Origin of the sequence: Methanobrevibacter woesei (assembly GCF_003111605.1) — an archaeon.
Classification (GTDB): Archaea; Methanobacteriota; Methanobacteria; order Methanobacteriales; family Methanobacteriaceae; genus Methanocatella; species Methanocatella woesei.
In genome coordinates this window covers 124,771-150,548 of sequence record NZ_MZGU01000003.1, presented here as the reverse complement: position 1 = coordinate 150,548, position 25,778 = coordinate 124,771, and the positions used below count along the sequence as shown (strand labels likewise).

At 28.9% G+C, this 25,778-nt stretch carries 27 protein-coding genes; 13 read left to right on the top strand and 14 right to left on the bottom strand.

Annotated features, from left to right (window positions below):
* The first annotated feature begins 26 nt into the window (after positions 1-26).
* The 3 genes from MBBWO_RS02185 to MBBWO_RS02175 are packed head-to-tail and all read left to right on the top strand — an operon-like array spanning position 27 to position 2,583.
* Positions 27-950, top strand: a complete 924-nt coding sequence (locus tag MBBWO_RS02185; protein ID WP_116669248.1) for a type II secretion system F family protein — start codon at positions 27-29, stop codon at positions 948-950.
* A 4-nt stretch (positions 951-954) separates the two neighbouring features.
* Complete coding sequence (locus tag MBBWO_RS02180) at positions 955-1,137, top strand: class III signal peptide-containing protein (RefSeq protein WP_116669247.1); 183 nt, start codon at positions 955-957, stop codon at positions 1,135-1,137.
* A gap of 33 nt (positions 1,138-1,170) precedes the next feature.
* Positions 1,171-2,583 carry a lactaldehyde dehydrogenase gene (locus tag MBBWO_RS02175; RefSeq protein ID WP_116669246.1) on the top strand — a complete coding sequence of 471 codons (1,413 nt, stop codon included), beginning with the start codon at positions 1,171-1,173 and terminating at the stop codon, positions 2,581-2,583.
* 18 nt (positions 2,584-2,601) lie between these two features.
* On the opposite strand, the gene MBBWO_RS02170 is transcribed toward MBBWO_RS02175, so the two are convergent.
* Together MBBWO_RS02170 and MBBWO_RS02165 are read right to left on the bottom strand one after the other, a co-directional pair.
* A complete protein-coding gene (locus MBBWO_RS02170) occupies positions 2,602-3,147 on the bottom strand; it encodes a hypothetical protein (RefSeq protein WP_116669245.1) in 546 nt (181 codons plus the stop codon).
* 126 nt (positions 3,148-3,273) lie between these two features.
* Entirely contained in the window at positions 3,274-3,999 is a 726-nt protein-coding gene (locus MBBWO_RS02165) for a tRNA-binding protein (RefSeq protein ID WP_116669244.1), read from the bottom strand.
* Between the two features lie 180 nt (positions 4,000-4,179).
* On the opposite strand from MBBWO_RS02165, the gene MBBWO_RS02160 reads away from it, so the two are divergent.
* From MBBWO_RS02160 to MBBWO_RS02145, 4 genes are all read left to right on the top strand, one after another.
* Positions 4,180-4,581 carry a PRC-barrel domain-containing protein gene (locus MBBWO_RS02160; protein ID WP_116669243.1) on the top strand — a complete coding sequence of 134 codons (402 nt, stop codon included), beginning with the start codon at positions 4,180-4,182 and terminating at the stop codon, positions 4,579-4,581.
* Between the two features lie 80 nt (positions 4,582-4,661).
* The gene (locus MBBWO_RS02155; protein WP_116669242.1) at positions 4,662-5,423 is read left to right on the top strand and encodes an aspartate dehydrogenase; all 762 of its coding nucleotides are present in this window, start codon (positions 4,662-4,664) and stop codon (positions 5,421-5,423) included.
* A 1-nt stretch (position 5,424) separates the two neighbouring features.
* Positions 5,425-6,099: a tRNA(His) guanylyltransferase Thg1 family protein gene (locus MBBWO_RS02150; RefSeq protein ID WP_116669296.1), complete on the top strand. Its 675-nt coding sequence runs from the start codon at positions 5,425-5,427 to the stop codon at positions 6,097-6,099.
* A 15-nt stretch (positions 6,100-6,114) separates the two neighbouring features.
* Positions 6,115-6,807 carry a Mov34/MPN/PAD-1 family protein gene (locus MBBWO_RS02145; RefSeq protein ID WP_116669241.1) on the top strand — a complete coding sequence of 231 codons (693 nt, stop codon included), beginning with the start codon at positions 6,115-6,117 and terminating at the stop codon, positions 6,805-6,807.
* A gap of 55 nt (positions 6,808-6,862) precedes the next feature.
* Here MBBWO_RS02145 and serA read toward each other — a convergent pair whose 3' ends face one another.
* Positions 6,863-8,437 (bottom strand): phosphoglycerate dehydrogenase, encoded by a 1,575-nt coding sequence (gene serA / locus MBBWO_RS02140; protein WP_116669240.1) that lies wholly within the window; start codon positions 8,435-8,437, stop codon positions 6,863-6,865.
* Positions 8,438-8,600: 163 nt separating this feature from the next.
* Between serA and MBBWO_RS02135 the strand changes: the two genes are divergently transcribed.
* A complete protein-coding gene (locus tag MBBWO_RS02135; protein ID WP_116669239.1) occupies positions 8,601-8,942 on the top strand; it encodes a heavy metal-binding domain-containing protein in 342 nt (113 codons plus the stop codon).
* A 63-nt stretch (positions 8,943-9,005) separates the two neighbouring features.
* Positions 9,006-9,752 carry an aldo-keto reductase family protein gene (locus MBBWO_RS02130; RefSeq protein WP_116669295.1) on the top strand — a complete coding sequence of 249 codons (747 nt, stop codon included), beginning with the start codon at positions 9,006-9,008 and terminating at the stop codon, positions 9,750-9,752.
* Between the two features lie 362 nt (positions 9,753-10,114).
* On the opposite strand, the gene MBBWO_RS02125 is transcribed toward MBBWO_RS02130, so the two are convergent.
* The 7 genes from MBBWO_RS02125 to MBBWO_RS02100 all read right to left on the bottom strand — a co-directional run bounded on the left by MBBWO_RS02125 (position 10,115) and on the right by MBBWO_RS02100 (position 14,380).
* Positions 10,115-10,510, bottom strand: a complete 396-nt coding sequence (locus MBBWO_RS02125) for a hypothetical protein (RefSeq protein ID WP_116669238.1) — start codon at positions 10,508-10,510, stop codon at positions 10,115-10,117.
* 17 nt (positions 10,511-10,527) lie between these two features.
* Complete coding sequence (locus MBBWO_RS02120) at positions 10,528-10,881, bottom strand: hypothetical protein (protein ID WP_116669237.1); 354 nt, start codon at positions 10,879-10,881, stop codon at positions 10,528-10,530.
* Between the two features lie 77 nt (positions 10,882-10,958).
* Positions 10,959-11,495, bottom strand: coding sequence for a hypothetical protein (locus MBBWO_RS02115; protein WP_116669236.1), 537 nt, complete (start codon positions 11,493-11,495; stop codon positions 10,959-10,961).
* A 911-nt stretch (positions 11,496-12,406) separates the two neighbouring features.
* The gene (locus MBBWO_RS08190; RefSeq protein ID WP_207771570.1) at positions 12,407-12,877 is read right to left on the bottom strand and encodes a hypothetical protein; all 471 of its coding nucleotides are present in this window, start codon (positions 12,875-12,877) and stop codon (positions 12,407-12,409) included.
* Positions 12,874-13,221, bottom strand: coding sequence for a class I SAM-dependent methyltransferase (locus MBBWO_RS08185; protein ID WP_207771569.1), 348 nt, complete (start codon positions 13,219-13,221; stop codon positions 12,874-12,876). Before MBBWO_RS08185 ends, MBBWO_RS08190 begins: the two co-directional genes overlap by 4 nt.
* Complete coding sequence (locus tag MBBWO_RS02105) at positions 13,208-13,837, bottom strand: class I SAM-dependent methyltransferase (RefSeq protein WP_243408456.1); 630 nt, start codon at positions 13,835-13,837, stop codon at positions 13,208-13,210. The genes MBBWO_RS08185 and MBBWO_RS02105 overlap by 14 nt, the downstream gene beginning before the upstream one ends.
* Positions 13,838-13,900: 63 nt before the next feature.
* Positions 13,901-14,380 carry a methyltransferase family protein gene (locus MBBWO_RS02100; protein WP_116669234.1) on the bottom strand — a complete coding sequence of 160 codons (480 nt, stop codon included), beginning with the start codon at positions 14,378-14,380 and terminating at the stop codon, positions 13,901-13,903.
* Positions 14,381-14,861: 481 nt separating this feature from the next.
* Between MBBWO_RS02100 and MBBWO_RS02095 the strand changes: the two genes are divergently transcribed.
* Entirely contained in the window at positions 14,862-15,395 is a 534-nt protein-coding gene (locus MBBWO_RS02095) for a type I restriction endonuclease (protein WP_165807914.1), read from the top strand.
* A 149-nt stretch (positions 15,396-15,544) separates the two neighbouring features.
* Here the strand turns inward: MBBWO_RS02095 and MBBWO_RS02090 are convergent, their stop codons facing one another.
* From MBBWO_RS02090 to MBBWO_RS02080, 3 genes are all read right to left on the bottom strand, one after another.
* Positions 15,545-16,018 carry an MGMT family protein gene (locus MBBWO_RS02090; RefSeq protein ID WP_116669232.1) on the bottom strand — a complete coding sequence of 158 codons (474 nt, stop codon included), beginning with the start codon at positions 16,016-16,018 and terminating at the stop codon, positions 15,545-15,547.
* 315 nt (positions 16,019-16,333) lie between these two features.
* Positions 16,334-16,786, bottom strand: coding sequence for a MarR family winged helix-turn-helix transcriptional regulator (locus MBBWO_RS02085; RefSeq protein WP_116669231.1), 453 nt, complete (start codon positions 16,784-16,786; stop codon positions 16,334-16,336).
* 157 nt (positions 16,787-16,943) lie between these two features.
* The gene (locus MBBWO_RS02080) at positions 16,944-17,879 is read right to left on the bottom strand and encodes a 3-hydroxyacyl-CoA dehydrogenase (protein WP_116669230.1); all 936 of its coding nucleotides are present in this window, start codon (positions 17,877-17,879) and stop codon (positions 16,944-16,946) included.
* Between the two features lie 448 nt (positions 17,880-18,327).
* On the opposite strand from MBBWO_RS02080, the gene MBBWO_RS02075 reads away from it, so the two are divergent.
* The 3 genes from MBBWO_RS02075 to MBBWO_RS02065 all read left to right on the top strand — a co-directional run bounded on the left by MBBWO_RS02075 (position 18,328) and on the right by MBBWO_RS02065 (position 22,643).
* A complete protein-coding gene (locus MBBWO_RS02075; RefSeq protein ID WP_116669229.1) occupies positions 18,328-21,027 on the top strand; it encodes a DUF11 domain-containing protein in 2,700 nt (899 codons plus the stop codon).
* A 282-nt stretch (positions 21,028-21,309) separates the two neighbouring features.
* The gene (locus MBBWO_RS02070) at positions 21,310-21,693 is read left to right on the top strand and encodes a hypothetical protein (RefSeq protein WP_116669228.1); all 384 of its coding nucleotides are present in this window, start codon (positions 21,310-21,312) and stop codon (positions 21,691-21,693) included.
* A 182-nt stretch (positions 21,694-21,875) separates the two neighbouring features.
* Positions 21,876-22,643: a hypothetical protein gene (locus MBBWO_RS02065; protein ID WP_116669227.1), complete on the top strand. Its 768-nt coding sequence runs from the start codon at positions 21,876-21,878 to the stop codon at positions 22,641-22,643.
* Between the two features lie 79 nt (positions 22,644-22,722).
* Here the strand turns inward: MBBWO_RS02065 and MBBWO_RS02060 are convergent, their stop codons facing one another.
* Entirely contained in the window at positions 22,723-25,725 is a 3,003-nt protein-coding gene (locus MBBWO_RS02060; protein ID WP_116669226.1) for a hypothetical protein, read from the bottom strand.
* Positions 25,726-25,778 lie beyond the last annotated feature (53 nt).

Genomic DNA, 25,778 nt, shown 5'->3' with positions numbered 1-25,778 from the left:
TATTATTTGTTTTCTTATTTATTCTTATGAAAATCAAATTAATTTCTTTATTTTCAGAATTTTACCAAAATAAAATATCTGAAAAACATTTATCTAAAATTCAAGAATTTTTATTTGTTTCAGGAATTTTTACAGAAGCATATGAAATTTTAGCTATTTTAACTTTTTTAATTTTACTTTTAGAAATTGCTTTTATTTTAACTATTTTTATTCTGAATGTTCCTACTTTTGTATTAGCTATTCCTTTTTTCATTATTCCTGCTTTCATGATATATTGTTTTATGAAACAAGAAAAAAGAGCAGCAGATGTAGAACGCTCAGCTCCAGACTTTTTAAGACAACTGGCTTCAATGCTTCAGGTTGGATTAAGTTTTGAAAGTGCTATGGATGATATTTCAAAATATGGTGAAGGTCCACTTTATGATGAAATGAGAAGAACGCTTCTTGAAATAAAAATTGGAAGAAACTTTGATGAAGCATGGATTTCAATGAGTAATCGCCTAAACTCAAAAGAGCTTGAAAGAGTGTTTACCATAATTTTAGATGGTAGAAAAAGCGGTTCCAGTTTAGCAGATGTAATAATGGATATCTCAAATGATTTAAGAGATATTTTGGCACTTAAAAGAGAGAGAAAATCCTCTGTAATGATGGCTGTGATGTTTTTAATAATTGCAGCTATAATAGCCAGCCCATTTTCTTTAGGAATGGTTTCGGTTTATGGGGGATTTATGGAAAGCTTTGGAAAAACTTCAGAAGTCATCACCTATGCTCCAATTGCAGGACAATGTTATCTGGTTATTCATTCCTTTTTAATAGGTATTATAATGAGTCTTGTAATGTATGGTGAGTTTAAAAAAGGAATAAAATTTGCAATACCTCTTGTTTTTGTCTCTTATGGAATCTATTTTGTAATTTCAAGTTTTGGATCATCAATATTATTTGGTATGTGATAGAATGGATAATAAAGCTCAGGCAGCAGCAGAATTTATATTAATAATTGGCGGGATTATTGTAATCGTTATGGTGCTATTAATTGCCTATAAAAATTATCTAAATGATTTGTCTGGTGAAATTAACTCAACAGAGATGCAAAATTTAGATAATGCAATAAATGGAATGATGGAATATTTTAAATAGAATTGAAATATAATTGAAAAATAAGGTGATAATGTGGACATGCTAATTAATGGGAATAAAATAGCTGGTGATGATTTATTTGAAGTAAAAAATCCATATAATGGTGATGTGGTAGACACTGTACCTATTGCACACTTGCAGGATGTTGATTTAGCTATTGAATCTGCAGTTAAAGCTAAAAAAGCAATTGCTGAAATGTCTGCCTTTAAAGTTTCAAATAAATTATATGAAGTCTATGAAAAATTAAAAGAAAATAAAAAAGAATTAGCAAAACTATTGACTTTGGAAGTTGGTAAGCCAATAAAAGAATCATTGGTTGAACTTGACCGTTCAATTGAAACACTAAAGCTATCTGCAGAAGAAGCAAAGCGTATTTATGGTGAAACAGTACCATTGGATGCAGGTATTAATGGAAAAGGATTCTTTGCTTTCACTCAAAAAGTGCCATTAGGTGTTGTTGGAGCCATAACTCCTTTTAACTATCCACTCAATCTGTCAATCCATAAACTGGCTCCAGCAATAGCTGCAAAAAATACAGTAGTTATTAAACCACCCCTTGATGCACCTTTAACAATAATGAAGTTTGCAGAGCTTGTAGATGAAGTATTTCCAGCAGGTGTAATAAATACAGTTTCAGGCTATGGAACCGAGGTTGGAGATGCATTAGTTACTTCTCCTGATGTTGATAAAATCTCATTTACTGGAAGTGTTGCAACTGGTCTGTCAATTGCAAATAGGGCAGGAATGAAAAAGGTTACTTTGGAATTAGGTGGAAATGATCCATTAGTTGTTCTTGACGATGCCAATGTTGATGAAGCAGTGTTAGGTGTAATGAGAGGAGCATATCTCAATGCAGGTCAGGTATGTATGGGAGTTAAAAGGGTTATTGTAGATAATTCAATAGCTGATGAATTTGCAGAAAAATTAGTTAAGCAAACATCTAAACTTAAAATTGGAAATCCTTTAGATGAAAGTACAGATGTTGGCCCTTTAATACATGAAAGTGCAGCTATTATGGTTGAAGAAGCTGTTAGCAATGCGATCAAAGATGGTGCCGAAGTGTTATGTGGTGCTCAAAGGGATGGAACATTTTACAAACCAACAGTCCTTGACAATGTAACTTCAGATATGGATTTAGTTGTAAATGAAACTTTTGGTCCAATAGCTCCAATAATTAGAGTAAATTCAGTTGATGAGGCTATAAAAGAAGCTAACAATACTGATTATGGTCTTAATGCAGGAGTTTATACAGAAAGCTTTAGAAATGGTTTAAGATGTGCTAATGAAATTGAAGCAGGTACAGTATTTGTAAATAAACAGCCTACTTTCAGAACTGACAATATGCCATTTGGTGGCTTTAAAAATAGTGGTACTGGAAAAGAAGGTATTAAATATGCAGTAGAAGAGATGACAAAATCAAAATTGATTGGTTTAAATTTAAGATAGCTGTAAGTTAAATTACAGCTATTGTGGTTTATATAAATCTACTGTTTTTTTTAATTTTTCTTTATCATAACTTTCTTGGATATTTTTATATTCCATATCTCCAAGAGTTATGTTTTTATTAAATATTGTAGTGTTCCCATCTTTAATTATGATGTTAACTGCATCATACTCAAGATTTACAGAGTCTAATATCAATATTTTGCCTTTTAAGTCTGTTCCATTAACTGTGTTTTCAAGATTGCCCACATGGCTTCCATCATTAATCAATTCTGCAATAACATGGTATTCGATATTATTTTTAATAACATTTCCACTATCAATATTATATGATGAAACCCAATGGTAATCTTCAGTAAGAGGCTCTCCAGGTTCTCCAGTCGCCATAAGATTAAAAGCCCTGTAATACATACTTGCTATAAAATTGGGGGATTCACGATAATATCCTGCATCTTCTAATTCTACGTTAATCCCTTTCATTTCTTCATTTATGATATAACCTGCAACGATTATTATTAAAACTATAATAATTCCTAAAATGATTTTATACATTTTTTTGCTTAACATTGAATGCACCGTATTTTTCTTTTAAAAAGATTTGTATATAAAATGTATAATTCATGTTTATTACTTATTCATTATAATTTTTTTGATTTTTATACAATGTTAAACTTAAATAAGGAAATTGTTAGGTTATTTCTTTAAAAATGCTTCAACTAAATTACGTGTTTCATTAAGAGAGTCCATAGGAATTCCTTTAGGCATTTCACCAAGTTCACCATCAACTTCTTTTAAAATGCTTCCATTCATACCTAAAAACATTCCTTCACTAGTTGTATCCATAAAGGTCTGTGGTGGTAGGAGGGATACTCCAACTCTGTTTCCTTCTTTTACATTTAAATCATTTGTTACTACAGTAATAGCTCTTTTTCCAAGATTCACATTACAAATCATAAGTGAATCTGCTTTTGGGTGTTTCATTACACTCATTATTTCTCCAACTTTAATATCGATACCCATAATTGGATCATTTATGGGACCTAAAGCAAGCCTATCTTTAAGACCCAAAATTGAATCAATGAAGAATCTTACTTTAGCTATATTTTCTATTGTTTTGTCTCTATCTTCTTTAGGAGCACCATTTAAGAATGTTTTATTCCAGTCAGGACCTCCAAGATATTCAATAATTTTTTCAGCTTTTTCAGTTAATGCAGCAACATCTGGAGAGTTTGGTAAGTCATTTCCTTCAAGATATGAATAAAGTAATGATTGAAAATCACTGTTCATTGTTTTTCCCATTTCAATGGCCATTTTTTTATTCCAGTTTCCTCTAAAAGATGCTGTTGGAATTAAATTTAAATATACTTCTCTTGCTTCATTAGCTACTAAAATTCTATAATCTTTACTAGTATCCCACAATTTATTGGCTCCTTTTTTTTATTCAATTTAAGTAAATATTTGTTAATTTCAATTATTATAATTTTTTAATACATAAACTATTTATATTAAACTAATTAAAATTATATATAACTATTTAAAATAAAGTAATGGATTTATTTTATTTCATTAAAGGGGATTAATGCCCTGTGTGGTGTAAAAATGGTTAAAGTTTCAAGTTTATATGATTTAGATATTTATACAGTTACTGGACATTATGTGGGTAGAGTTGCTGATGTTGTTCTTAATATTAGATTAGGAACTATCTCTAAATTACAAGTTAGAGCTATTGAACATGAAAAAAAACAAGTAGGATTCATTGATGCACTTAGAGGCGGTTTTAATATGGGTCCTGAAAATGATGACTCTGTAAGGACATTTAAAAATGATTTATTAACTATTGATTTTGATAAAGTTCAAGCTATTGGGGATATTATGTTAGTTAACAATAGGGATATTAGAAAAGTAAAACAGGAACCACAAATCCCTGAGGCTGTTGTACCTCAACCTACCCAAGAGCAACCAGAAAAAGAAACTAAAGTTTCTGAACAAAAAAAATTTTAGTTAAATAAACTGTTTTTTATTTCTTTTTTTACTTTTCATTTTTCTTTATTATACCGATTAAATTTATTTTGTGATTAACAATGAAAGTTGGACTTATTGGCTGTGGAGCTATTGCTAATATAATTGTAACAAGCACACTTGATGATGAAAATATTGAGATTACTCATTTCTTTGATAATGATGTTGAAAGAGCAGAGAATTTAGCATCTATTGCTAATGGAATAGCTGTTATTGACTTTGATAAGATGGTCAGGGAAGTTGACTTGGTTTTAGAATGTGCTTCTCCAAGTTCTGTTGTTGAATATGCTCCAAAAGTATTGTCTAGTGGAAGAGACATGATTATTATGAGTATTGGGGCTTTAATGGATAAGGAATTCTATACTTCCATTAGCAAAATAGCTAAGGATAATAATTCCAGAGTGCACTTGCCTTCAGGTGCTGTTGTTGGATTAGATGGTCTTAAGGCAGTATCTAACTTTAATCTACATGAAGTTAATCTTGTAACACGAAAATCCCCTAAATCTTTAGGTCGTGAAATAGATAAAGAAGAAGTTTTATTTGAAGGAAAAGCATCTGATGCAGTTAAAGAATTTCCATATAACATAAATGTGGCAGCCACTATAAGTTTAGCTTGTAATATGGATATTAATGTTAAAATAATTGTAGATCCAAATGTTGACAGAAATGTTCATGAAATTTCAGCTATTGGAGACTTTGGTGAATTTAAGACAACTACTATGAATTATCCATGTGCTGCAAATCCAAAAACCAGTATGTTGGCTGCATTATCTGCAATTAACTTACTTAGAAGCTTTAATGAAACTATTTCAGTTGGATTTTAAAATGAAGGAATATGAAATTTATTCTGATTTAAAAACCCCTGTTGGTTCAAATATTATTGTAAGGTTAGATGGTAGAACTTTTCATAAACTAGCTAAGGATTTAAACCTGGAAAAACCCTATGATTTAAACTTTTCAAAATTAATGGCTGATATATGTGAAGACCTTTTTAAAGAGTTTTCACCATTATTCATATACACTTTTTCTGATGAAATTAGTCTTGTTTTAGATGAGGTTCCATTTAATTGTCGTGTTGAGAAAATAAACTCAGTACTTGCAAGTTTCACATCAGCTTCTTTTCATCTACATTTAAATAGCTACTTTGATTCCATTAACCGTCCAATATCTTTTGACAGCCGCATCATTCCAGTCAATGATAATGACTTGCCTAAATATTTTAAATGGAGGCAGGATGAGGCATGGAGAAACTGTGTTAATGGTTATGGAATATGGGCTTTAAAGAAAAAATATTCACCTAAAACAGCTAATGAAAAGATTCATGGATTAAAAAATCATGAAATTCATGAAATGCTATTTAAAGAAGGCATTAACCTTAATGATGTAGATGTCTGGAAAAAAAGGGGAATAGCTATCTATAAAAAACAGGGTAAAATTTATAAAGATTTAAACATTCCAATTTTCAGCGATACTTTTTTTAAGGATAACAGTATAATTTAGAGTTGGTGATTTTAGATGGGCTTTTTTTCAAAAATATTTGGAAATAAACCAGAAACTTTTGATAATGTAAAGGTTGACCGTGAAGTTATTGACTCAATGATTTATTATTCAAAAGAAGCATACCCTAGAGAGTTCCTATCTCTTTTAGAGGGTAAAATTGTGGATAATACATTATATGTTCTTGGTTTAATCTTTTTACCTGGTGAAACATGTGATACTGGTGCAGTTTTACATGATTATATGATTCCTCCAACTTTGAAGTACTGGGGAACAGCACACTGTCATCCAGGACCTAGTGCAAGACCATCTGATGCAGACTTAGCCACATTTTCAAAACAGGGTGTTTTTCATTTAATTTTATGTCTCCCATATTCTCAGGAAACCTTTATTGGCTATAACAAACATGGAGAACTAATGGAGTTTGAAGTTGGAGATTATAGTTATTTAAAAGATAATGAAGATCTTGATGAATATTTCTATGAAGATGATGTTCTTGATGATGGTGAAGAACTTAAACCTGGATTCTTTGATGATGAAGAAGAGTTTAATCGTGAATTTAACAGTATTGAAGAAACAAATCCTAAAATGGGGTCTGTAATTCTTCCTGATTTTGATGAAAAAAGAGAACCTCAAAATGTGGTTAAAATCAATGTAGAAATTGATGAAAATGGTAATTTAAAAATTACTGATTTTAAAAAAAGAAAATAAAAAAAATAAAAAACAATATCTTTTTTGTTTTGGTGAAATAATTTATTGTTTTTTATTATAATTCAAGTCCAACAGCATCAAATACATTATCTAATGCTTGGATTTCTTTAATAACATCTTTTGGAATTTCTTTATCTAAAGTTAGAATCATAATAGCTTCGCCGCCTTTTTCGTCTCTTCCAACTTGCATAACTCCAATATTTACGTTATGTTCTCCTAATTTGGTGCCGATTTTACCAATGCTGCCTGGAACATCTTCATATTTAGCAATAAACATATGGCCTTCAGGTTTTACATCTACCCAATAGTCATTTACTTTTAAGATTTTGCTGTCATGTAATTTGGTTCCTTCAGCAGAGAATTTATCGTTTTCAGTTTTTCCAGTTACTTTAATTAAGGAGTCATATCCTTTACCATCATCTCTTCTGCCTTCAGTTACAACAATGCCTCTGCTTTTAGCCACTAATTGTGCGTTAACTGCATTAACTGGACTTCCTAAGATTGGGTTTAATACTCCTTTTAAAACAGTTCTGGTTAACATTTCAACATTTTCAATTTCAGATAAGTTTCCACCGTAGATGATTTCAATTTCTTTGATTTTACCGTTTACAGCTTGAGAAATAAAACTACCTAATTTTTCACATAAATCAACATATGGAGCTAATTCTGCATAGGTGTTTGAGTCCATACGAGGCATGTTTAAAACATTTTGTGGAGTTGAACCGTTAATTAATTCAATAATTTCATCTGCTACTATGATAGCTGCATCTCTTTGTGCTTCTTTGGTAGATGCTGCAATATGTGGAGTTAAAACAATATTATCTAATTCGAATAATTTACTGTTTTCTGCTGGTGGTTCTTCTTCATATACATCTAAAGCGGCTCCACCAATTTTATTATTAACTAATGCATTGTATAATGCTTCTTCGTCAATAATTCCTCCACGAGCACAGTTTGCAATAAATGCAGTATCTTTCATCATTTCAAACTCATCAGTAGAAATTAAATGTTTAGTTTCTGGAGTGAGAGGTACATGTATTGTAATAAAGTCAGATCTTTTTAATACACTTTCTAAATCAGTTAATTCAACACCCATTTGTGCGGCTACTCCTTCTGGAAGGTATGGGTCGTAAGCTATTGTATCCATTTCAAATGCTTTACATCTGTTAATTACTTGGGATCCAATTCTTCCCATTCCAATTACACCAAGAGTTTTTTTCCTTAATTCAACACCCATGAATTTTTTCTTTTCCCATTTACCTTCTTTAACAGATTTATCAGCTATTGATAATTTACGAGCTAAAGTTAATAAAAGCCCCATGGTATGTTCTGCTACAGTAATTGAAGTGGATTCTGGTGAGTTAACAACCATAATTCCTTTTTCAGTAGCTGCATCTAAATCAATGTTATCTACACCTACACCTGCTCTTGCAATTATTTTTAAGTTGTCAGCTTTTTCAATTACTTCTCTTGTGACTTTTGTTCTACTTCTTACAATAATTCCTTCGTATTCATGTATTGTTTCTAATAATTCTTCAGGACTGATGTCAGTATTAACTACAACATCTGCATATTCCTTTAAATTTTCAATACCTTTTTCATTGATTGCATCTGCAATAAGTACTTTCATTATTTCACCATTTTACGATAATTTCTCTTTATAATCCTTTTTTCCAAGTGTAGAAAACTATTTAATTAACTACACTAATATTAAAAATTAATAAAGAGATATTAGTTAAAGATATATATTTCTTTATATTTAAAATATATGAAAATTTATAGGAGTAATTTCTATGGTTTCTGTTGATGAATTTCCAATTTCAACTGCAAATGATATTCCAGGTTTCAGAATAATTGAAACAAAAGGATTTGTATATGGATTAACTGTTAGAAGTAGAGGATTTGGTGGACAAGTGGCTGCTGGTTTACGTTCTCTTGTTGGCGGTGAAATCAAAGAATATGTCTCTATGATGGAAAAAACCAGAAGCGATGCATTAGATAACATGATGCAGCATGCACGTGAATTAGGTGCAAATGCAGTAATTGCTGCCCGTTATGATTCTAATGAGATTTCTGGTGAAATGCAGGAAATTTTAGTTTATGGAACTGCAGTTGTAGCTGAAAAAATAGAATGAATTAAGGTGTTTTCAATTTTCAATGAAAATATAACTATTAAAGATAAAATAATTCCTCAAACTATTTTGGGTTATGCACCATTAATAGCTGAAGCTCATTTTGGTCATAGATCAAGATTATATGAACTTGATTTATCTAGAAATCCTGAAAATATATCTAAAGTTATTATTGAAGCCTATAATAATGGAGCCCGTGCCATAAATTTGGTAAATGATGAAAATCTTCTTAAAGGGTTTGATATAGCTATTGAAAAGGGCTGTGATATGAAAGTAATAGCTACTATTGGTAAATCTGATGTTGACTATAGAATGCCTAACTATGAAGTAGCAAAAGAAGTAGACTGGGAAGAAGATATTGAATTATTCCAAAAATATGACACTTCAGCTATGTTAGTTGATGAATTTATAGTGGATGGCTATGACTGGGATTTGACAAGTGAAATCCTTTCAAAAATAAATGAAACAGGAGCAGTATCGGGTATAATCACAGCATTTCCATTTAGAACAACAAAAGAACTTAAAGATAATTTAGATACTTCTCTATTTGATTTATATATGGTTCCAATTAATAAAGTGGCTTATATGATGGATTGTCCAGATTTATTAGAGGAACATAGAATAAAACTTAAAGAAACATTAGAAAGTTTGGATAAAATAATAATAGCTTCAAGAATATTTGCAACTGGTATCCTACAGCCTAAAGAAGCTTTTGAATTTATTAATAGTTTAAACTATGTTAGTGGAATCACATTTGGAGTAGCTAGTGAAAAAGAAGCTAGTGATGATTTTTCTATCTTAAATGAACTTTAAATCTTTTTTTGAAATTAGGAAACCCTCTGGGAAAAAGTAATAAAAAACATGTTTCCTAATAATACTTTTTATAGGAGTTAGATTAGCTATTCAAATTAACAAAATAAGAAAAATTATTAAGGGTTTTTTATAGGTTATAAAGGCTATTTTTAATTACACGTATTACTGAGTAATACTTTTTATGGAAAAAACAAGACAAAACAGGAGAGAAATAAAGAAAATATCTTCTCTACTGGGAGTTATATTGGAAAATGGTGTTGTGGCTGCATGGAAAATCCTTTGTTGAAGCAGCAGCAAGCAAAGAGTGTGTTGTGGGAAAATAGAAAATTAGTAATTGAACCAATCAAAGACAGTAGATAGAGCTAATGAAAAAATACTTTGTCTGAAATTTCTTTTAACTGCTTTTCTAATGCTGAACAAAGAAGTGGCAAATTATAGATATTTCCATCCCATCCATTAGCAACAAGTGTTCTTGGAGAAACTCCTAACTCTTGAATTCTTCTAAAATCTCCTTCAAGACAATCAGAAAATGCTAATTCTGCTTCTTCTTCTGTACGATTTGCCTGAAGATATAAATCTGTAATAACTGATTTTATGTTGTGAAGTCTATCTACTTCTCTTCTAATTTCTTCTATCTTTGAAGGACTCATTTCCCTTTTGAGTATGCTGCTAAAATAGTAAGGATATCCTTTTCCTGCGACTTGTTTCTCAATTATATCATCAATACAGTCTTTAGATGGTAGTTTCATCTTTTTCATTGCACCACCTTATTTTTTTAGTAATCGCAATGAATACCATTTTCATTTAACTGGTTTTTTAACTTGAGGATTTCTTTTTTCAGATAAAGAATTTCTCTGTCAAGTGCTACAGCGTCTGGATATCCTCCACGGTCCCATGTAATTTCTTCAATAGATGTAGTTAAAAGTTTTCCTTTTTTATCATATAACCTAACTCTTTGAATATTATCATCACATCTACAACCATTTTTCCAAATCATATTAGGATCTTTATTTGCAGGACTGTTTTTCACTTCTTCTATGGGTGCACGATCATAATCTATTATAATTCTCATTCCATTAGGAAAATTAATAATCTGGTACTTAGACCCTTTAGGTTCTCTAAATCGCATAAAAAAATAACCTCCTCTAATATTATATTTGTTCCTCATTGCATATAATACTATTTAAAAAGATTAATAGAATAAATTTATCCTTTTAAAAATAAAGTACTGTCCCATCCAATATTTAAATTTAAATCCGATTCTTTATTTAACCATTTTAATAAACGAATATATCTCTGCCTATCTTCACGATTTAAACTTAATTCTGATAATCTTTTATTATGCAATATATTAAATTCATGTTGAGCTTCTAATAAAGACAATTCCTTACGCTCACTATATGATAATGGCCCAAATAATTGTTTAGTTTTTAAAAAAGTTCTACGATTAGATTGTGCAGAAGATAAAGCATATTTATCCTTAAATAAACTATTAATCCTCTTTTTAAGCCCCATCATATCAGAAGAATTACTAAATAACTGTTTAATGAATTTATATTTCTTAGGAAAAGCTTTTTTAAATTCTTTTGAATTCATAAAAAATGCAGTAACGGACTCTGCAAAATCTTCAGAATATCTTTGAATCAAAGGATACTTCTTATATAAATCAGTGTAAAATCTCCATGCGTATCCTGTAACAAAACAGTTCCTCTCAGAGAGTCCTACTTTTTTAAGTTCTTTCATATCTGCATAGAGTTTTTTATAGGTTATAAAGGCTATTTTTAATTACACAGGTGAAAAAAATTGAAATAATAGAAATAATACTCCAAGTAATAACTTGGATAATAATGATATGGGTCGCAAAGAGGGATTGAAAAAATCCCTCCACCATATCATATTTATTATTTCTAATACTATATAAAAATATTTCCTAAAAAAAGAATAGGAGGAACAATGGATGTTACTTATAGTAATAATAGAATTAATTATTCTATTGGGTATAATATATGCACAAAACAAAAATAAAGACACTAAAAAACTATGGTGGGTATTATTAATAGTTGTAATATTAAACTTCATAGTAGAATTAATATCATAAAGCGAACAAATCCTCTAAAAGTTTTTTTTCTATATGTTTTTTATAGGTAATAAAATGCACTTTAAATTACACAATATTAATTAAAAATTTTTTAGTTTTTAATTTAAAAATTTAATTTATGTTTCATAAATCTTGATTTTATATTAATATTTTTTTTTTTACTATATTGACTTTACATCTTGTGTATACTCTTTGAAAAACTATTTGGAAAATTCATTAACTATTTTGTAGGGTAATCTAATATTTAAATTATCATAATATTTAGGTATGCCTAAAAATATAAATAATGGAAAAAAGGAATATAAATATGGGAGTGTTTTGATAATAACAATCATTTCCTGCATCTGTTCTAGCCGAAAGTCATTGAAAAGCATGACAATGGGCAGGCATAAAATTTCACATATTCATAAATCCTCTTCGATCTCAGCCTAATATTTTTAGGCCTGCATTTGCTGACTACCCGTAAAAAACTATTGAGGGAAATTAAAAAATTGCATTGACTTTCAGCCGAATACGCTAACTATAGTTAAGGCATTGTAAAAAAAAGAAAAATTTTTTATAATTTCAAATGCAGAATCATTGCATTATTTCTCTTATCGGCGATTTTCATTGAAATCTTTGTATATAAACTTAATTTTTTAGACAACATTTCAAGAGCATCTTTATAAAATCCCCTGCATTCGATTAATTGACATTCTGCTTTTTTTGCAAATTCTTTTGGGTTTTCAATATAGAAATGTATCAGTGCTGACTTATTTCCTGTCCGTTTAACATAGATATTTGAATATCGGATTCCAAATTTGTTGGTTGCATCAAATATAAGTTCTGCATTTTCAAAGATGTCTTTGGCATTCTTTATAAATTCAAGAATCTCTTTTTCATGGAAGTATTGGAACACTCCAGAAACTATCATTAATGTTGGAAGAGTGGTGTCTAATTCACTGCACCAATCAAGTTTGAATAAATCTCCTTTGATGAGCTTTTCATTTTCTCCAATGCCAATGCAATCTTTCCTAAGTTCAATCACTTCAGGTAGTCAACTTCGAAATAATGTGAATTTTTTCTATTTATTCTAAAATAGGAGGTTTCAAGCCCGACACCCAAATTAACAATATTGCATTTATCGTGTTTGTCAATGTATTCCTGAGCCATTTGATCTAGATTGTAAGATCTGGCAACTGAGGCCATCATTGTATATTGGGAGGATTTTTTCCCAATCCGGTTATATTTAACCAGATTTTCCAATTCCAAAGCTTTCTTGTCATGGAAATACTCCGGAAACATTTTGGAAATGTTAACCCTTGCTGTTAGAGGAATGAACAATGTGTCTTCAACGCCTTCATAATCGCTTATATTATCACTTTTTTGCAACAACGGTTACCCAGTCGACAAACTTGTCTGAAAAGGATACTTTACTATAATCATCATTTACTCTAGTTTCTTTCCCGTTGATTTTAATAATTTCCTGTTTTTTTCTCCCGTCCCGTATATAAGAGGTGATTTCACTAAAATCATTATTTTGTAAAAACGAGGTAATTTCTTTGTCTGTGTATAATTCCATGTCTATGAAATGCTTCCAGAATTTCATGATGAAATTATCTGATCCGTTTGATTCCATTCCAATCAGAAATGTTCCTCCTGGTTTTAGGACCCTTTTGACTTCACCAAAGCATTTTTCAATATCCGGCCAGAAATAAACGGTTTCAAAAGCAGTTACAATGTCAAATGTATTATCCTCAAATGGCAGGTCTTTAACGTTGCCTTCATGAATTTCAACTTGTCCATTATCAATTAATTTTTCATTGACTTCTCTGGATAGTTTCACACTTTCTATACTATAATCGATACCATAGACCTTTTTGGCATCTTTAGCCATTCGGTTAATGTTTATTCCGCCACCACAGCCAACATCCAATATGACATCATCGGGGTTGATGTTTAGATGTTTCAATCCCCATAACGAGACTGGGGTGTGTTCCTTGTTCATTGATTTCAGTTGTATGTTTCCTAGTTTTCCCTGTGGCTTGCGCATATTGTCAAAAAATCCCATTCATATCACCTTCGGAATAAATCCATTGACTTTTTTTGAGTAGTTGATATAATCATCACCATATAAATTTATTAGCCAGGCCTCTTCCGTTTTTTTCATTGTAATTGTTAAAAATGCCCAAAAGATAAGAGGGAGGATAAATAATAATATATTCCTATATATTACTATCATCCCGGTTAATATATACAAAAAGGCTGCATATATCGGATGTCTTACACATCCATAAATTCCAGTTGTAATTAAATCATTATTTCTAATTGATTTGTCTATTCTTGATTTAATCACTGCCAATAACCAAAAAACAATACCAATAATAATTAATATGGTGCCAAGAATAACAAAAATAGGTTTTATTGGATTTATACTATATGGCGGTATTATTTTCAAATAATCTAATGCCAGTGCGAATAATGTTATAAATGCTATGGAGGAAATTAAATATGGACCCACACCAAATATTGGCAAATGTTTTTCAGTCATGATTTTATATTACATTAAAATAATATAAATATTTTTAGGTACGCCTAAATTTGATTTTAATATTCAAATTTAATTTTTGAAAAAAATCATCGCCTAAAACTAAATGCTGCCCATAATTATCTAAATGGGGATAATATTCAACATTTCAAAATAACCTAAAATTTGTTAAAAAATAAAAAAATGATTAAAAATAAATAAAACTCAAAAAAATAATAAATAATTATTTTTTGATAATTTCTTTTACAATTAAAGCGCCTAATGCAACATCACGAACTAAATTAGCACTTGTATGATAATGTCTGTTTTTTATAGGTTATAAAAGGCTATTTTTATTACACATAAGTTCAGCTATTTTTTTTCTGAACTTTACTTTTTTTTTATTTTTTATTTAGTTATTGATGTTTTTTTTTGAAAAGAAACCCCTAATAACAACATATTTTATAACAAATAACTAGAAAAATATTTATGAATGGTGGTTGATATGGCTATTTCTGCTCCAGAAAGTATTGTAAAATTAGTTAAAAAATTTAAGGATAATGAACATATTTATACAAGTTCTGATTTTGATGAAGAAAATACAAAAATTGAATTTATAAATCCTTTTTTTGAAGCTCTAGGATGGGATGTTCATAACAAAAAAGAAAAAGCTCCCCAATATAAAGAAGTTGTTTTTGAAGATACTGTTAAAATTAATGGTAAAGTTAAAGCTCCTGATTATTCATTTAGACTTGGCGGTCAAAAAATATTCTTTGTTGAAGCTAAAAAACCAAGTGTTAAATTAGATAAGGATAAACATCCTGCATTCCAAGCACGAAGATATGCATGGAATGCAAAGTTACCTTTATCTATCTTAACTGATTTTGAAGAGTTTGCTGTTTATGAAACGAATAGCAAACCTCATAAAAAACAAAATGCAAGTGTTGATAGGATAAAATATTATAAGTATACAGATTATGTTGAAAAATGGGAAGAAATTTATAATGTCTTTTCAAAAAAAACATCAATAACTAAATAAAAAATAAAAAAAAAGTAAAGTTCAGAAAAAAAATAGCTGAACTTATGTGTAATAAAAATAGCCTTTTATAACCTATAAAAAACTAGAGTAGCTATTGGCAAACATCGTGAATGGATTCACAACCGTGATATTGATAAATTTTAGTTTTATTAAATTGTTAAATCATATAATTTATCTTCATAGTCTTCAACAAAATATCTGATGTTCTTACGACCTTTTGTTTTAAAAGTATGGCCTTCAGAGGATAGTTTCTCTTTTTGATATTCAATTCCTCCAGGATATTTTGGATTTAATTCACCATCCGCTTTAAGAGTTCTCCAAAAGGGTATCCTATCATCAAGTCTTTCACAGCTAGCCCTGGCTGACAAACTAATAAATATTCCTGCAGTCATTGGACATGTAAATTCAGCCCCATGTTTTTTAGCTAAAAATTCCCTAATTTCTTTAATAGTGATTATTTTTCCTTTAGGGACTTTAGACATAAGTTCATTATATTCTAATGGTGGAGCTATTAGCATTTGAGTTCCACCATATCTTTTAACTGATTTTTCATCAGTTACTTCAACAATTTTAGGCATATCTTTAGAGTCTTGTAATTTTTCATTGAAAGATTTTCTGGCCATATTATCACCATTAAAAATGTAGTTATATATATATCCTATTTTATAATATTTAAATTCCCCCCTTCCAGTGAATATTTCGTGAAAATGTAATTAAAAATAGCCTTTATAACCTATAAAGACATTATTTCTTTTTAAATTAAAAAAAGTAAAAGTAATTAACTTGTGTGCTAATCCATAAGCAGAGTAACTTCATTAGATAGGAAATTCAATTAATATTATGAAATCACTACAAATTAATTTGAGTATGTATCTGAGTTTAGATAATATAATTTTGTTTTTTTTTATAGATTTTAAAATAGTTTTTTAGAATAGTAGTTACTTTAATTTTTTATTTAATTCCACAGATTTAAAGGTTAATTTAGTAAATTCCTCATAAAATTCATCAGATACATTATCTAATCCCATTATTTCTTCCCATTTTGAATTTATTTTTTCAATTACAGGGATTATTTCCTTTCCTTTGGATGTTAATGTTAATTCATACTGTCTTTTATCATTATCTGATTTTTCACGTTTAATTAATCCATTTTTTTCTAGTTTTTTAACTGCTTTTGTTATTGCGCCTTTGGTTAAATAGAATCCATCAGATAAATCTTTTTGAGATAATTTGTCCTCTTCATATAATCTTGATAAACATAAAACATGAACTAAATTCAAATCATATTCTGATAATAGATTATTTAGATATTTTTTATGATTTGTATGGAAAATAAATAATAAATCACCTAATCTGTTAGGGTTATATAAATTAATATCCTCAGAACTCATTTAAACACCAGTGTTAACTTTGTACTTATTATTTTAAAAAATTGATGTATTATCAAAAGTTAATACTTAACTTTCATATTTTCCTTGTAATACATAATCCAAAGGTCACTTCAGCTGTCATGAATCATTTTTTATCAAAAAAAGTTAAGGAAAGGATTTAATATTCGTAAAATCCTTTTCCTGCACTAATTCCAAGTTCGCCTTTGTCAATTTTTTCTTTAATTAATTTAAGTTTTTTAGCCTGTATTGAATCAGGGTCTTTTGCTTCTGGCGCCATTGAAGCAATATTGTATAATGTTGTAAGGCCAACAATATCAATTATGTGGAATGGTCCTGCTGGAGCACCAGTTGCTAACATCCATGTTTTATCAATTGTTTCAGGATCAGCTACTTCATTTGCCCATAGATGAGTTGCTGCTTCTAAAAATGGAACTAAAAGTGAATTTAAGATATAACCTGGTTGTTCTTTTTTAACTTCTAGCGGGATCATGTTAATATCTTCAGCAAATTTAACTACTTCATCAAAGTATTTCTGTTCAGTTCCAGCATGCCCCATAACTTCTGCAGTATTGTTTTTCCAAATGGAATTTGCAAAATGTAAACAGAGGTATTTTTCAGGCCTTCCTGTATATTCTGCAAATGTTGATGGAAGCAAGGTTGATGAATTTGTAACAAGTATTGTTTTTTCAGGCATATATTTAGCTAATTCCTGGTAAAATGCTATTTTTTCTTCAGGAATTTCAGCTATTGCTTCAATTATTAAATCAGCATCTTTTGCTGCTTCTTCATAACTTGTTGTTAAAGTTATGCTCTCATATGCATTTATTACTTGTTCTTTTAGTTCTTCAATTTTTTCATCAGAAATGTCTTCTTTTTTAATCAGTCCTCTGCAATATGCACTTTCATCAGTTTTCATTGCTTCAAGATCTTCAAGATATGCATTTTTGAATTTTTCAAGTTTTGCTTCTGTTCTTTCTATTGATCCTTCACTTCTAAGCCAAATAGTAGTGTCAAATCCACAGTATGCAGATTGTAGTGCAATTTGACTTCCAAGTACTCCTCCTCCTGCTACAACGACTTTTTTTATACTCATTTTTATTCACCTTCTATAAAAATAGTATACTTTTAAACTATATGGTATACTTGTAAACTAATTTTATAGTATGTAATATATAACTTTTTTCAAAATTTTCTGAATATGTGATTATGTCATTTATTGTAAAACACTTGCTTGTTTAGAGTATTGTATCTCTATTGGTCATATGATTCATTATCTTTTATTCTTTTAACTAAAAATTTTTTAGTATTTAATTTAAAATCATAATTTTTTTTCAGGAATTGTGGTTTTGTCTTGATATTTTTCACTATGATTATTTATATATTGATTATTTTCAATTTAATGTATTTTTTAACTTTCTTTTATAAAAAATAGGGTATTTTTAGCAATGTTTATATTATATTAAAGCCAAATTTAGTCTTTAACAAAGAAATTCTTTTTGTGTCTTTGTTATTTTTAAATTATATTTAAAAGGAGTTAAGATATGAATAAAATAGTGATACTTAGTGCATTATTTTCTATTTTTATTTGTGTTGGATGTGTTTCAGCAGAAGAATTGCAAACTGATGCATTAACTATTGAAAACTATGGTTATTCTTCTTCTGATAGTGATATAATCACATCTAATGGATTAGAAGATAATAGCTTAACTAATGATAATGCAGGGGAAAGTAAAAGTAATAATCCAATTACAAATTTTGAAGAATTGGAAACAGCAATTTCTCAAAGTAATGGAACTTTGATTCTAAATTCGGATGTTACTAAAGATTCCTCTGAATTTGATAAATATAAAGATGGAATTGTTATCAATAAGGATATTACAATTATTGGTAATGGTTTTACAATAAATGCAAATAATGATGGACGTATATTCTTTTTAAATTCTAGTTTTACCTTAACCTTGATTAATATTACCTTGGCCAATGCTCATGTTTCTTTAGATGGGGGCAATGATGTAAGGCAAGGCGGAGCTATCTATACTGATGGCGGAAATATAATCATATCTGATTCTCGTTTTTCTAATAATTCTGTTGATTTAGATGGAAAAGGGTATGGTGGTGCTATTTATGTTAGTAATGGTAATTTAAACATTACAGATTCTCAATTTGACAATAATAAGGGAAGACAAGGTGGTGCTATTTCATTAGATGATTCTACTGCATGGATTAGCAATACTATTTTTTCTGAAAACATGGGAAATTACCATGCCGCTGCCATTAACAGTGATCATTCTGATTTGACTGTTTTAAATTCTACTTTTTCCTTTGGAAAAACTGGAATGAGTGATGGTGCTGGAATTTATGTAACTTATGGGAATCTATTTGTTGAAGCAACAAAATTCTTAAATAACACTGCATTATCTTATGGTGGTGCTATTTACAACAGTAGAGCAAATTCCATTATTAAAAACTGTATATTTGATGGAAACTATGCGGCCCAAGACGGTGGAGCTGTTTACAACTATTATGGAAATATTGACATTATAAATTCTGTATTTTCCCACAACACTGGATATTACTACGGTGGAGTAATTTATACTTATAATGGTGTAATAAATATCACAGATTCCACATTCTCAGATAATATTGGATTTTGGGGTGGAGTGATTTATAATACAGTTACTAAAATGACTATTTCTAACTCAAGCTTTTATAATAATAAAGCAATGTGGGGCGGAAATATGGCTTCTGTAATAGTTAACACTGGTAATTTAACAATCAAAGATTCTATTTTTGAAAATAATACTGCTGATACCAATGGTGCAATATATAACATAGGGGATGTATTAATCAGTAATTCCATTTTTAAAAACAATGTTGCTTCTGATGGCAATAATGTTATTATGAATGATAATGGAAATAAGAAAGGAACAATGACAATTATTGATTCTACATTTGAAAATACTATTGGAACTGGTAATATTATTTATAATGCAAATGCAGCTAATCTTATAATGAAAAATAATAAGATTATATCAAATGACATTTCTTTAGAAAATGATGGTGCTGTTAGCCTATTTAACAATTCAATGGATTCTAAAGAATCCTATGATATTCTTAACAATGGTGTCATTAATTCTGAAGTCATTTTAACTTATCATAATTCCAGTACTAGTATAAATGAAGAAGTCACTCTTAAAGCTAGTTTAACTGACGATGCTGGTAATGTTATATATTCTGGTAGTGGTTTGGACTTTAATGTTGATAATATGTTGGTTAATACCACTTTTGCAGATGGATTTTATGAAGTAACATACATTCCTAAAGCTACTGGATCATTTGTTTTATCTGGTAACTATTCAAAAGGAAGCAATGTAACTGTTAACAATGGTGTATTAACTGTAAACAAGAAGAATTTAACTATTACTGTAAATGATACTGATTTTATTTATGGTGTTGGTGGAGAAGTTGATATTGTAACTGATGTGCCTATTAATGGTACTGTGTCTGTTGAGTTTAATGGTAAAACTTTTGAAGTTGAACTTGTTGATGGTAAAGGTTCTTTTACTGTTGATGCTGATATAACTCCTGGTGAGTATCCTGTATCTGTTGAATTTGCTGGAAATGATGTGTATGCTCCTGTGGTTGTTAATTCTAGTTTAACTGTTTCTTATGGTGATATTGATTTGGATATTTCTGTTTCTGTTGATAAAGAGACTGTTACTAAAGGGGATAGTGTCACAGTCACTGTTGTTGTTAAGAATAATGGTGATAAGGTTATTGCATATTTAAATGGCAAGCTTGGTGATTCTTTTAGAGTAATTTCTGTTGATGCTTCTAAAGGTTCATTTGATTCAGATTCTGGTCTTTGGTATATTGGACCGTTAAACAGTGGTGAGTCTGTTTATTTGATTTTAACTTTGGAAGCTATTAACGTTGGAATTAATAATGAGGAATTTGTTATTTTTGTAAATGGCACTGATTTTAACAAGTCTTCTTCAGTGTCTATTGAGGTTCAGGATAACAAAACAGATTCTAACAGTACTGATGTAGATACAGATGATAGTAATCAATCTGATGATAATATTCAATTTGATGAAATTAATGATAACAATGGATTTTATAATGATTACAGTTTGAATTTAAATAAGAACTATTCATCTCTTGAAAAAACTGGTAATCCAATTTTATTGTTATTATTGGTTTTATTGGCTTTGCCATTTGTTAGAAGATTTAAAAAATAGATTATGAGATAGCTATCATGCTATTTCACTTTTTTATTTTATAAAAATAAAAAAATTACTTTCAATTTAAGTGTTATCCTGTTTTAACTTCTATTTTTCTTTATTTAAAAGATAATAATGCATTATATAACTATTTTTCATGTTTTTTTTTTTAATTGTAATATCCACTATAAATACATTTTATACACAGATTTAAATATAGTGATTTATTATAAATAATATTGTTGTTTAATAATTGTATTTTTTTTCGATTTTTTCATGATTTAAAGGTAATGTGGTATAATGGAGAAAAACAAATTACTGTTTAGTGTTTTAATAATTTTAATAGTTATTATTGCAATTGTGGGGATTTATGTTGCATTTAATTTTAATAATCCTCAAGAAGACTCTTTAGAGAATAATACAACTGCAGTAGCCCAAGAAATTAACAATCAAACTCAGCAATCTAGTGAAAATCCTATTGATGAAAACAGACCTGTAAATGATCCTAATTATAAAGGTTATAATCCACTTCATGAAAGTGAAATAACTCCTGATGGGTGGAATCCAAGAGAACATGAGGTTTCAAGAACTCAATATGAAGATGGGACCTATAGGATTGATTATGATGATGGATACTTTAGAATATGTGATGAAAATGGGTATGTTATAACTTACGGTTATTAAACTCTGTAAAAATTGTACATTGAATCAACTAATAAATGAAAGAGTGATAGTTCTTAGGGATAACTTTCTATTTGTAGTTTTTCAAATACGTTTTAATAATCTTTTTAATTTAACAGATAAAGTATATTAATTTAATAAAACAAATTTTAACTAGTTATAAAATATTTTTTCTAGTGAGATTAATGATTTCAGATAATGGTTGGAGTTGGAAAGTTAAATTTGCAGTTGTCATGTTAATTATAGCTGTCCTATTTTTTGCTTCAAGAATTGTAGTGTCTGGAGATCCTGAAGAAGTTATTTCTTATCTTTGGAAGCAAATTGGTTTTATTCCTATTAATATAATTATTGTAGCATTTTTAATTGACAGTATTATGAGCAAAAAGGAACATGAAGCTATTTTAGAAAAAATTGATATGATTATGGGTACTTTTTTCACTAAAATGGGAAATGATTTAATTTATATTATCAGTCAAAAAAATGAGTATAAACATGATACTAAAGATTTTGAATCTCTTAGGGATTGGGATGATAAGGACTATAAACATAAATTAAAAGAATTGAAAAAACACTCTGCTGAGTTTAAAATAAGTCTTAAAGGTGAGGAAAGAGCTGAATTTTTAAATGAGGTCTATGATATTGTCCATAAAAATCAGGATTTTCTCATTAATTTAATTGATAATCCTAATTTACTTGAAAAAGATGAGTTTTCAGGTTTGCTCTTGGCTTTACTTCATTTAGATGAAGAACTTTCAAGAAGGAAAGATTTATCAAATATCTGCGATACTGACTTTAACCATTTAATGGGAGATATTGGAAGAGTATATGGTCATTTAGTTTATGAATGGGTTTATTACTTAAGATATTTAAATAAATTCTATCCGTATATGATTTCATTAGCTATACGTACTAATCCATTTGACTGCAAGGCAGAAGTTTGTGTTTTGGAATAAATTCCTTCTTTTTTTTTAATTTAAAAAAGGCATCTCTCAGTAAAAAAAGTATTATAATGTTAATTAGTTGAAAGTTAATTCAAATGTAAATTAAACTGTTAAATTGGATTTCCAATAGTTTAAAATCGAATATTGTTTTATCTCTAGAGAATATTATTAAGTCTTTAATAATTTTATCCTCATTATCAACGGGTGGATATTTGTTCATTATAATTAAAATCTGTTTGTAAATTACATTGAATTTCATTGTTTTATTTGGATTTAAATGTTTTAAATTGTGGAATTCTCTTGTTAAGATGTTAAAACTTTTGATTTCGTCATTTTCTATTTTTTTACTTAAATTAGATTCAATAGTTTTCCATTCATCTTCTTTAGAGAAGTATAATAATTTATAATAGCATTCATTTAATTTTTCTTTTAGTTCTTCTTTGGTTAATTGTTTACTGTCCTTTTCAGAGTTATTTATTAAAATATATCTGTTTATTAAAAAAATAAATTCCTTTTCAAATTCTTTCATATCTGATTTGTAATTGCCAAAGATGCTTTTAAGATCTTTCTTAATTTCCAATCCTGCATCTACACTTAATTCAACTGAATCTAATAAATTTATAAAATTATCATTAAGAACATTTCCTCCAAGATAATCATCAATTATGTTATTTTGAGTTTTTTTAGATTTTGAAACTTTTTTTCTTTCAATAGGTAAATCTAATGTATTTTCATGTGCAAAACTTAGCAATTCTTTATCAAAGAGGTTATTTTTGGTTGAATCATTAGAACTCTTTTTTTCTTTATTGTTTAATGTCATCTCATTATAAATATTAAATAGATAACTGCTTATCTCTGGAAGATTATTGTTTTTCGCTTCTTCAGCTAAATTTTTAACAATGGAAATAACTTCGCTATTGAAACTTATTGGAATATTTTCCTGTCTAAGTAGATTTATAGATTTAATTAAGTCAATCTTATTTGTTTTTCTAGATAATGCTGTTAATTCTGCATTTGTAGAGGTATTCCATTCAAATTCTAAAGAAAGTGTATAAGCTGCGAATGATAATTCATATCTGTTGGTTTTTCCATAGTAATAACCTAAATCCCTATATAATTTAGCAATGTCCTTTTTTAGATAAACATATTTGAAAGCCTCTGTGATGGTCCGTTTTAAATAGCCAAAATCCTCTCTTAATTTATAAACTTCACATAATTCTAATAGGACAGGTAATGAAACAGGATTGTAGTCTAAAGCTATTTCTAAAATCCTTTTTGCATCACTGTGTCTTCCAACATGGTTTAAAAGGAATCCATAGATGTAATAAAATGATAATAAGTCAGTGTAGTCTGGAATCATTACTAATTGCTTTTCATGAGTGAATTTTTTTTTAAAAATTGTTTCTTCAATGACATTTCCAAAGTAATGGTATTCATGAATTTGGTCGTCTTTAAACTCCAGGTATGTACTTTGGTGTAGTTGTTCTGCTTTATTCATGGCGGTTTTATAATCTTTTTTATCTAAAATCTTTTTAATTTCATCTAAACCATCTTTTAGGGGGTTTTCTTCATCACATGCTTTTTCATAGCTCTTTTGTTCTATTTCGCTTAATGTAGCATAAAGTAATTTAGCTATTTCTCTTATAAGTTCTGTGGATAATGGATGTTTTTTATAGGTGTGAATGTATTTAACTAATAATTTTTTATCCACTAATGGATTTCCAGTTAAACTATCAACAATTTCTGTCATTATCTTATTAAAGTCGTCAATTGAATAATTGGTTGAATCTTTTGGGGTTTCATCAGATAAATCTGCTATGGCTCTAACTTTTCCCTTTTCGAGTTCAAATAATTCAATTTTAACAATGTCTCCAGATTCAACACCAAAGTCTGCATAAGGGGTGTTTAATAGGGTTCCATAAAAATTATTGTCTTTCAGATATTCAGCACGAACCCACATAACTTCATTAGTACCATTTTCATTTAAAAATAACACTTGAATGTCATCAGGAAAATAGTTAAGTCGGATATCATCAATTTCAGTTATTGATCTGAATTCTTTCAGGTCCTGAGGGGCATCTGTTTTGATGTTAGATACATATTCCTCAACAAAAGGTATATCTATGCTTCCACTATAAACTCCATAAGGTACTTTGAAATACTCTTTTATTGATGATATTAAATGTGTATCAAAGTTGTCCCGCTCAAAAATCTTAAAACTATCATCTATGCGGGCAGTAGCTATGACACAGATGCCTATTCCTAGTTCATGAGTTATAAATGAATAGGTCAGTAAAGAATTTGGAACATCAGATTCCTTTTTGTTGATATAAGAATAACTTTTAGCTAATTTTTCATCTTTAAAAACAACAAAAGATTTATCAAAGTCTCTAAAATCAAAGTCGTCATCTAAAGGGGAAAATACAATTTTTTCTACAAAGTCCCATTTTATAATGTCTTTTAATAGTCTTATAGTATCTTTAAGGGAGAATTTTTTTCCTCTTTGTTTTTTTAAGAATTTTTCTGATAAATCACGCCACTTTTGAGGGTCTAATTCAGCATCTTTATTTAGCTCTTCAGTATAACTTTTTAAAATAGAAACAATTATTCCAGATTGACATATTTTTGAAAAATCAATTGATTCATCTGAAAGAGACAGTACTGATGATTCAAACATTGTAAGCAAAGTAAAATAGCTACCTACTGAATTGTTATGAATAGAATTTACCAAATTTCTCCTAATGTCTGGCCAGTATTCTTCAATCCCCAATAAAAATGCCATATTGTATAGATTGTTGTATGTTCTTTTATCATCTACCAGTTTCAACAATTCGCTTTTTGATAACTCCTTTTTCTGGGAATCTTTCATGTAAATGTATACTAGTTCATGTAGTCTTGTTTCAACTTCTTCGGGGGAAAGTCTGTATTCATCAATTTCCTCATTTAACTGGTCTTTTAGTGATACTCCATCACTAATGGTTAGATTAACTGATTGTATATAATCCATAAATTCAAATGATAATGTAAATCCGCCAGTTAACTCTTTTAACCTTTTTTTACTTTTATTCTTTTTTCTAAATGAAAAGATGCCCATTTAATCACATTTCATTGGGAGTTTGTATTTTGTATTATAAAAAAAGAAACAAG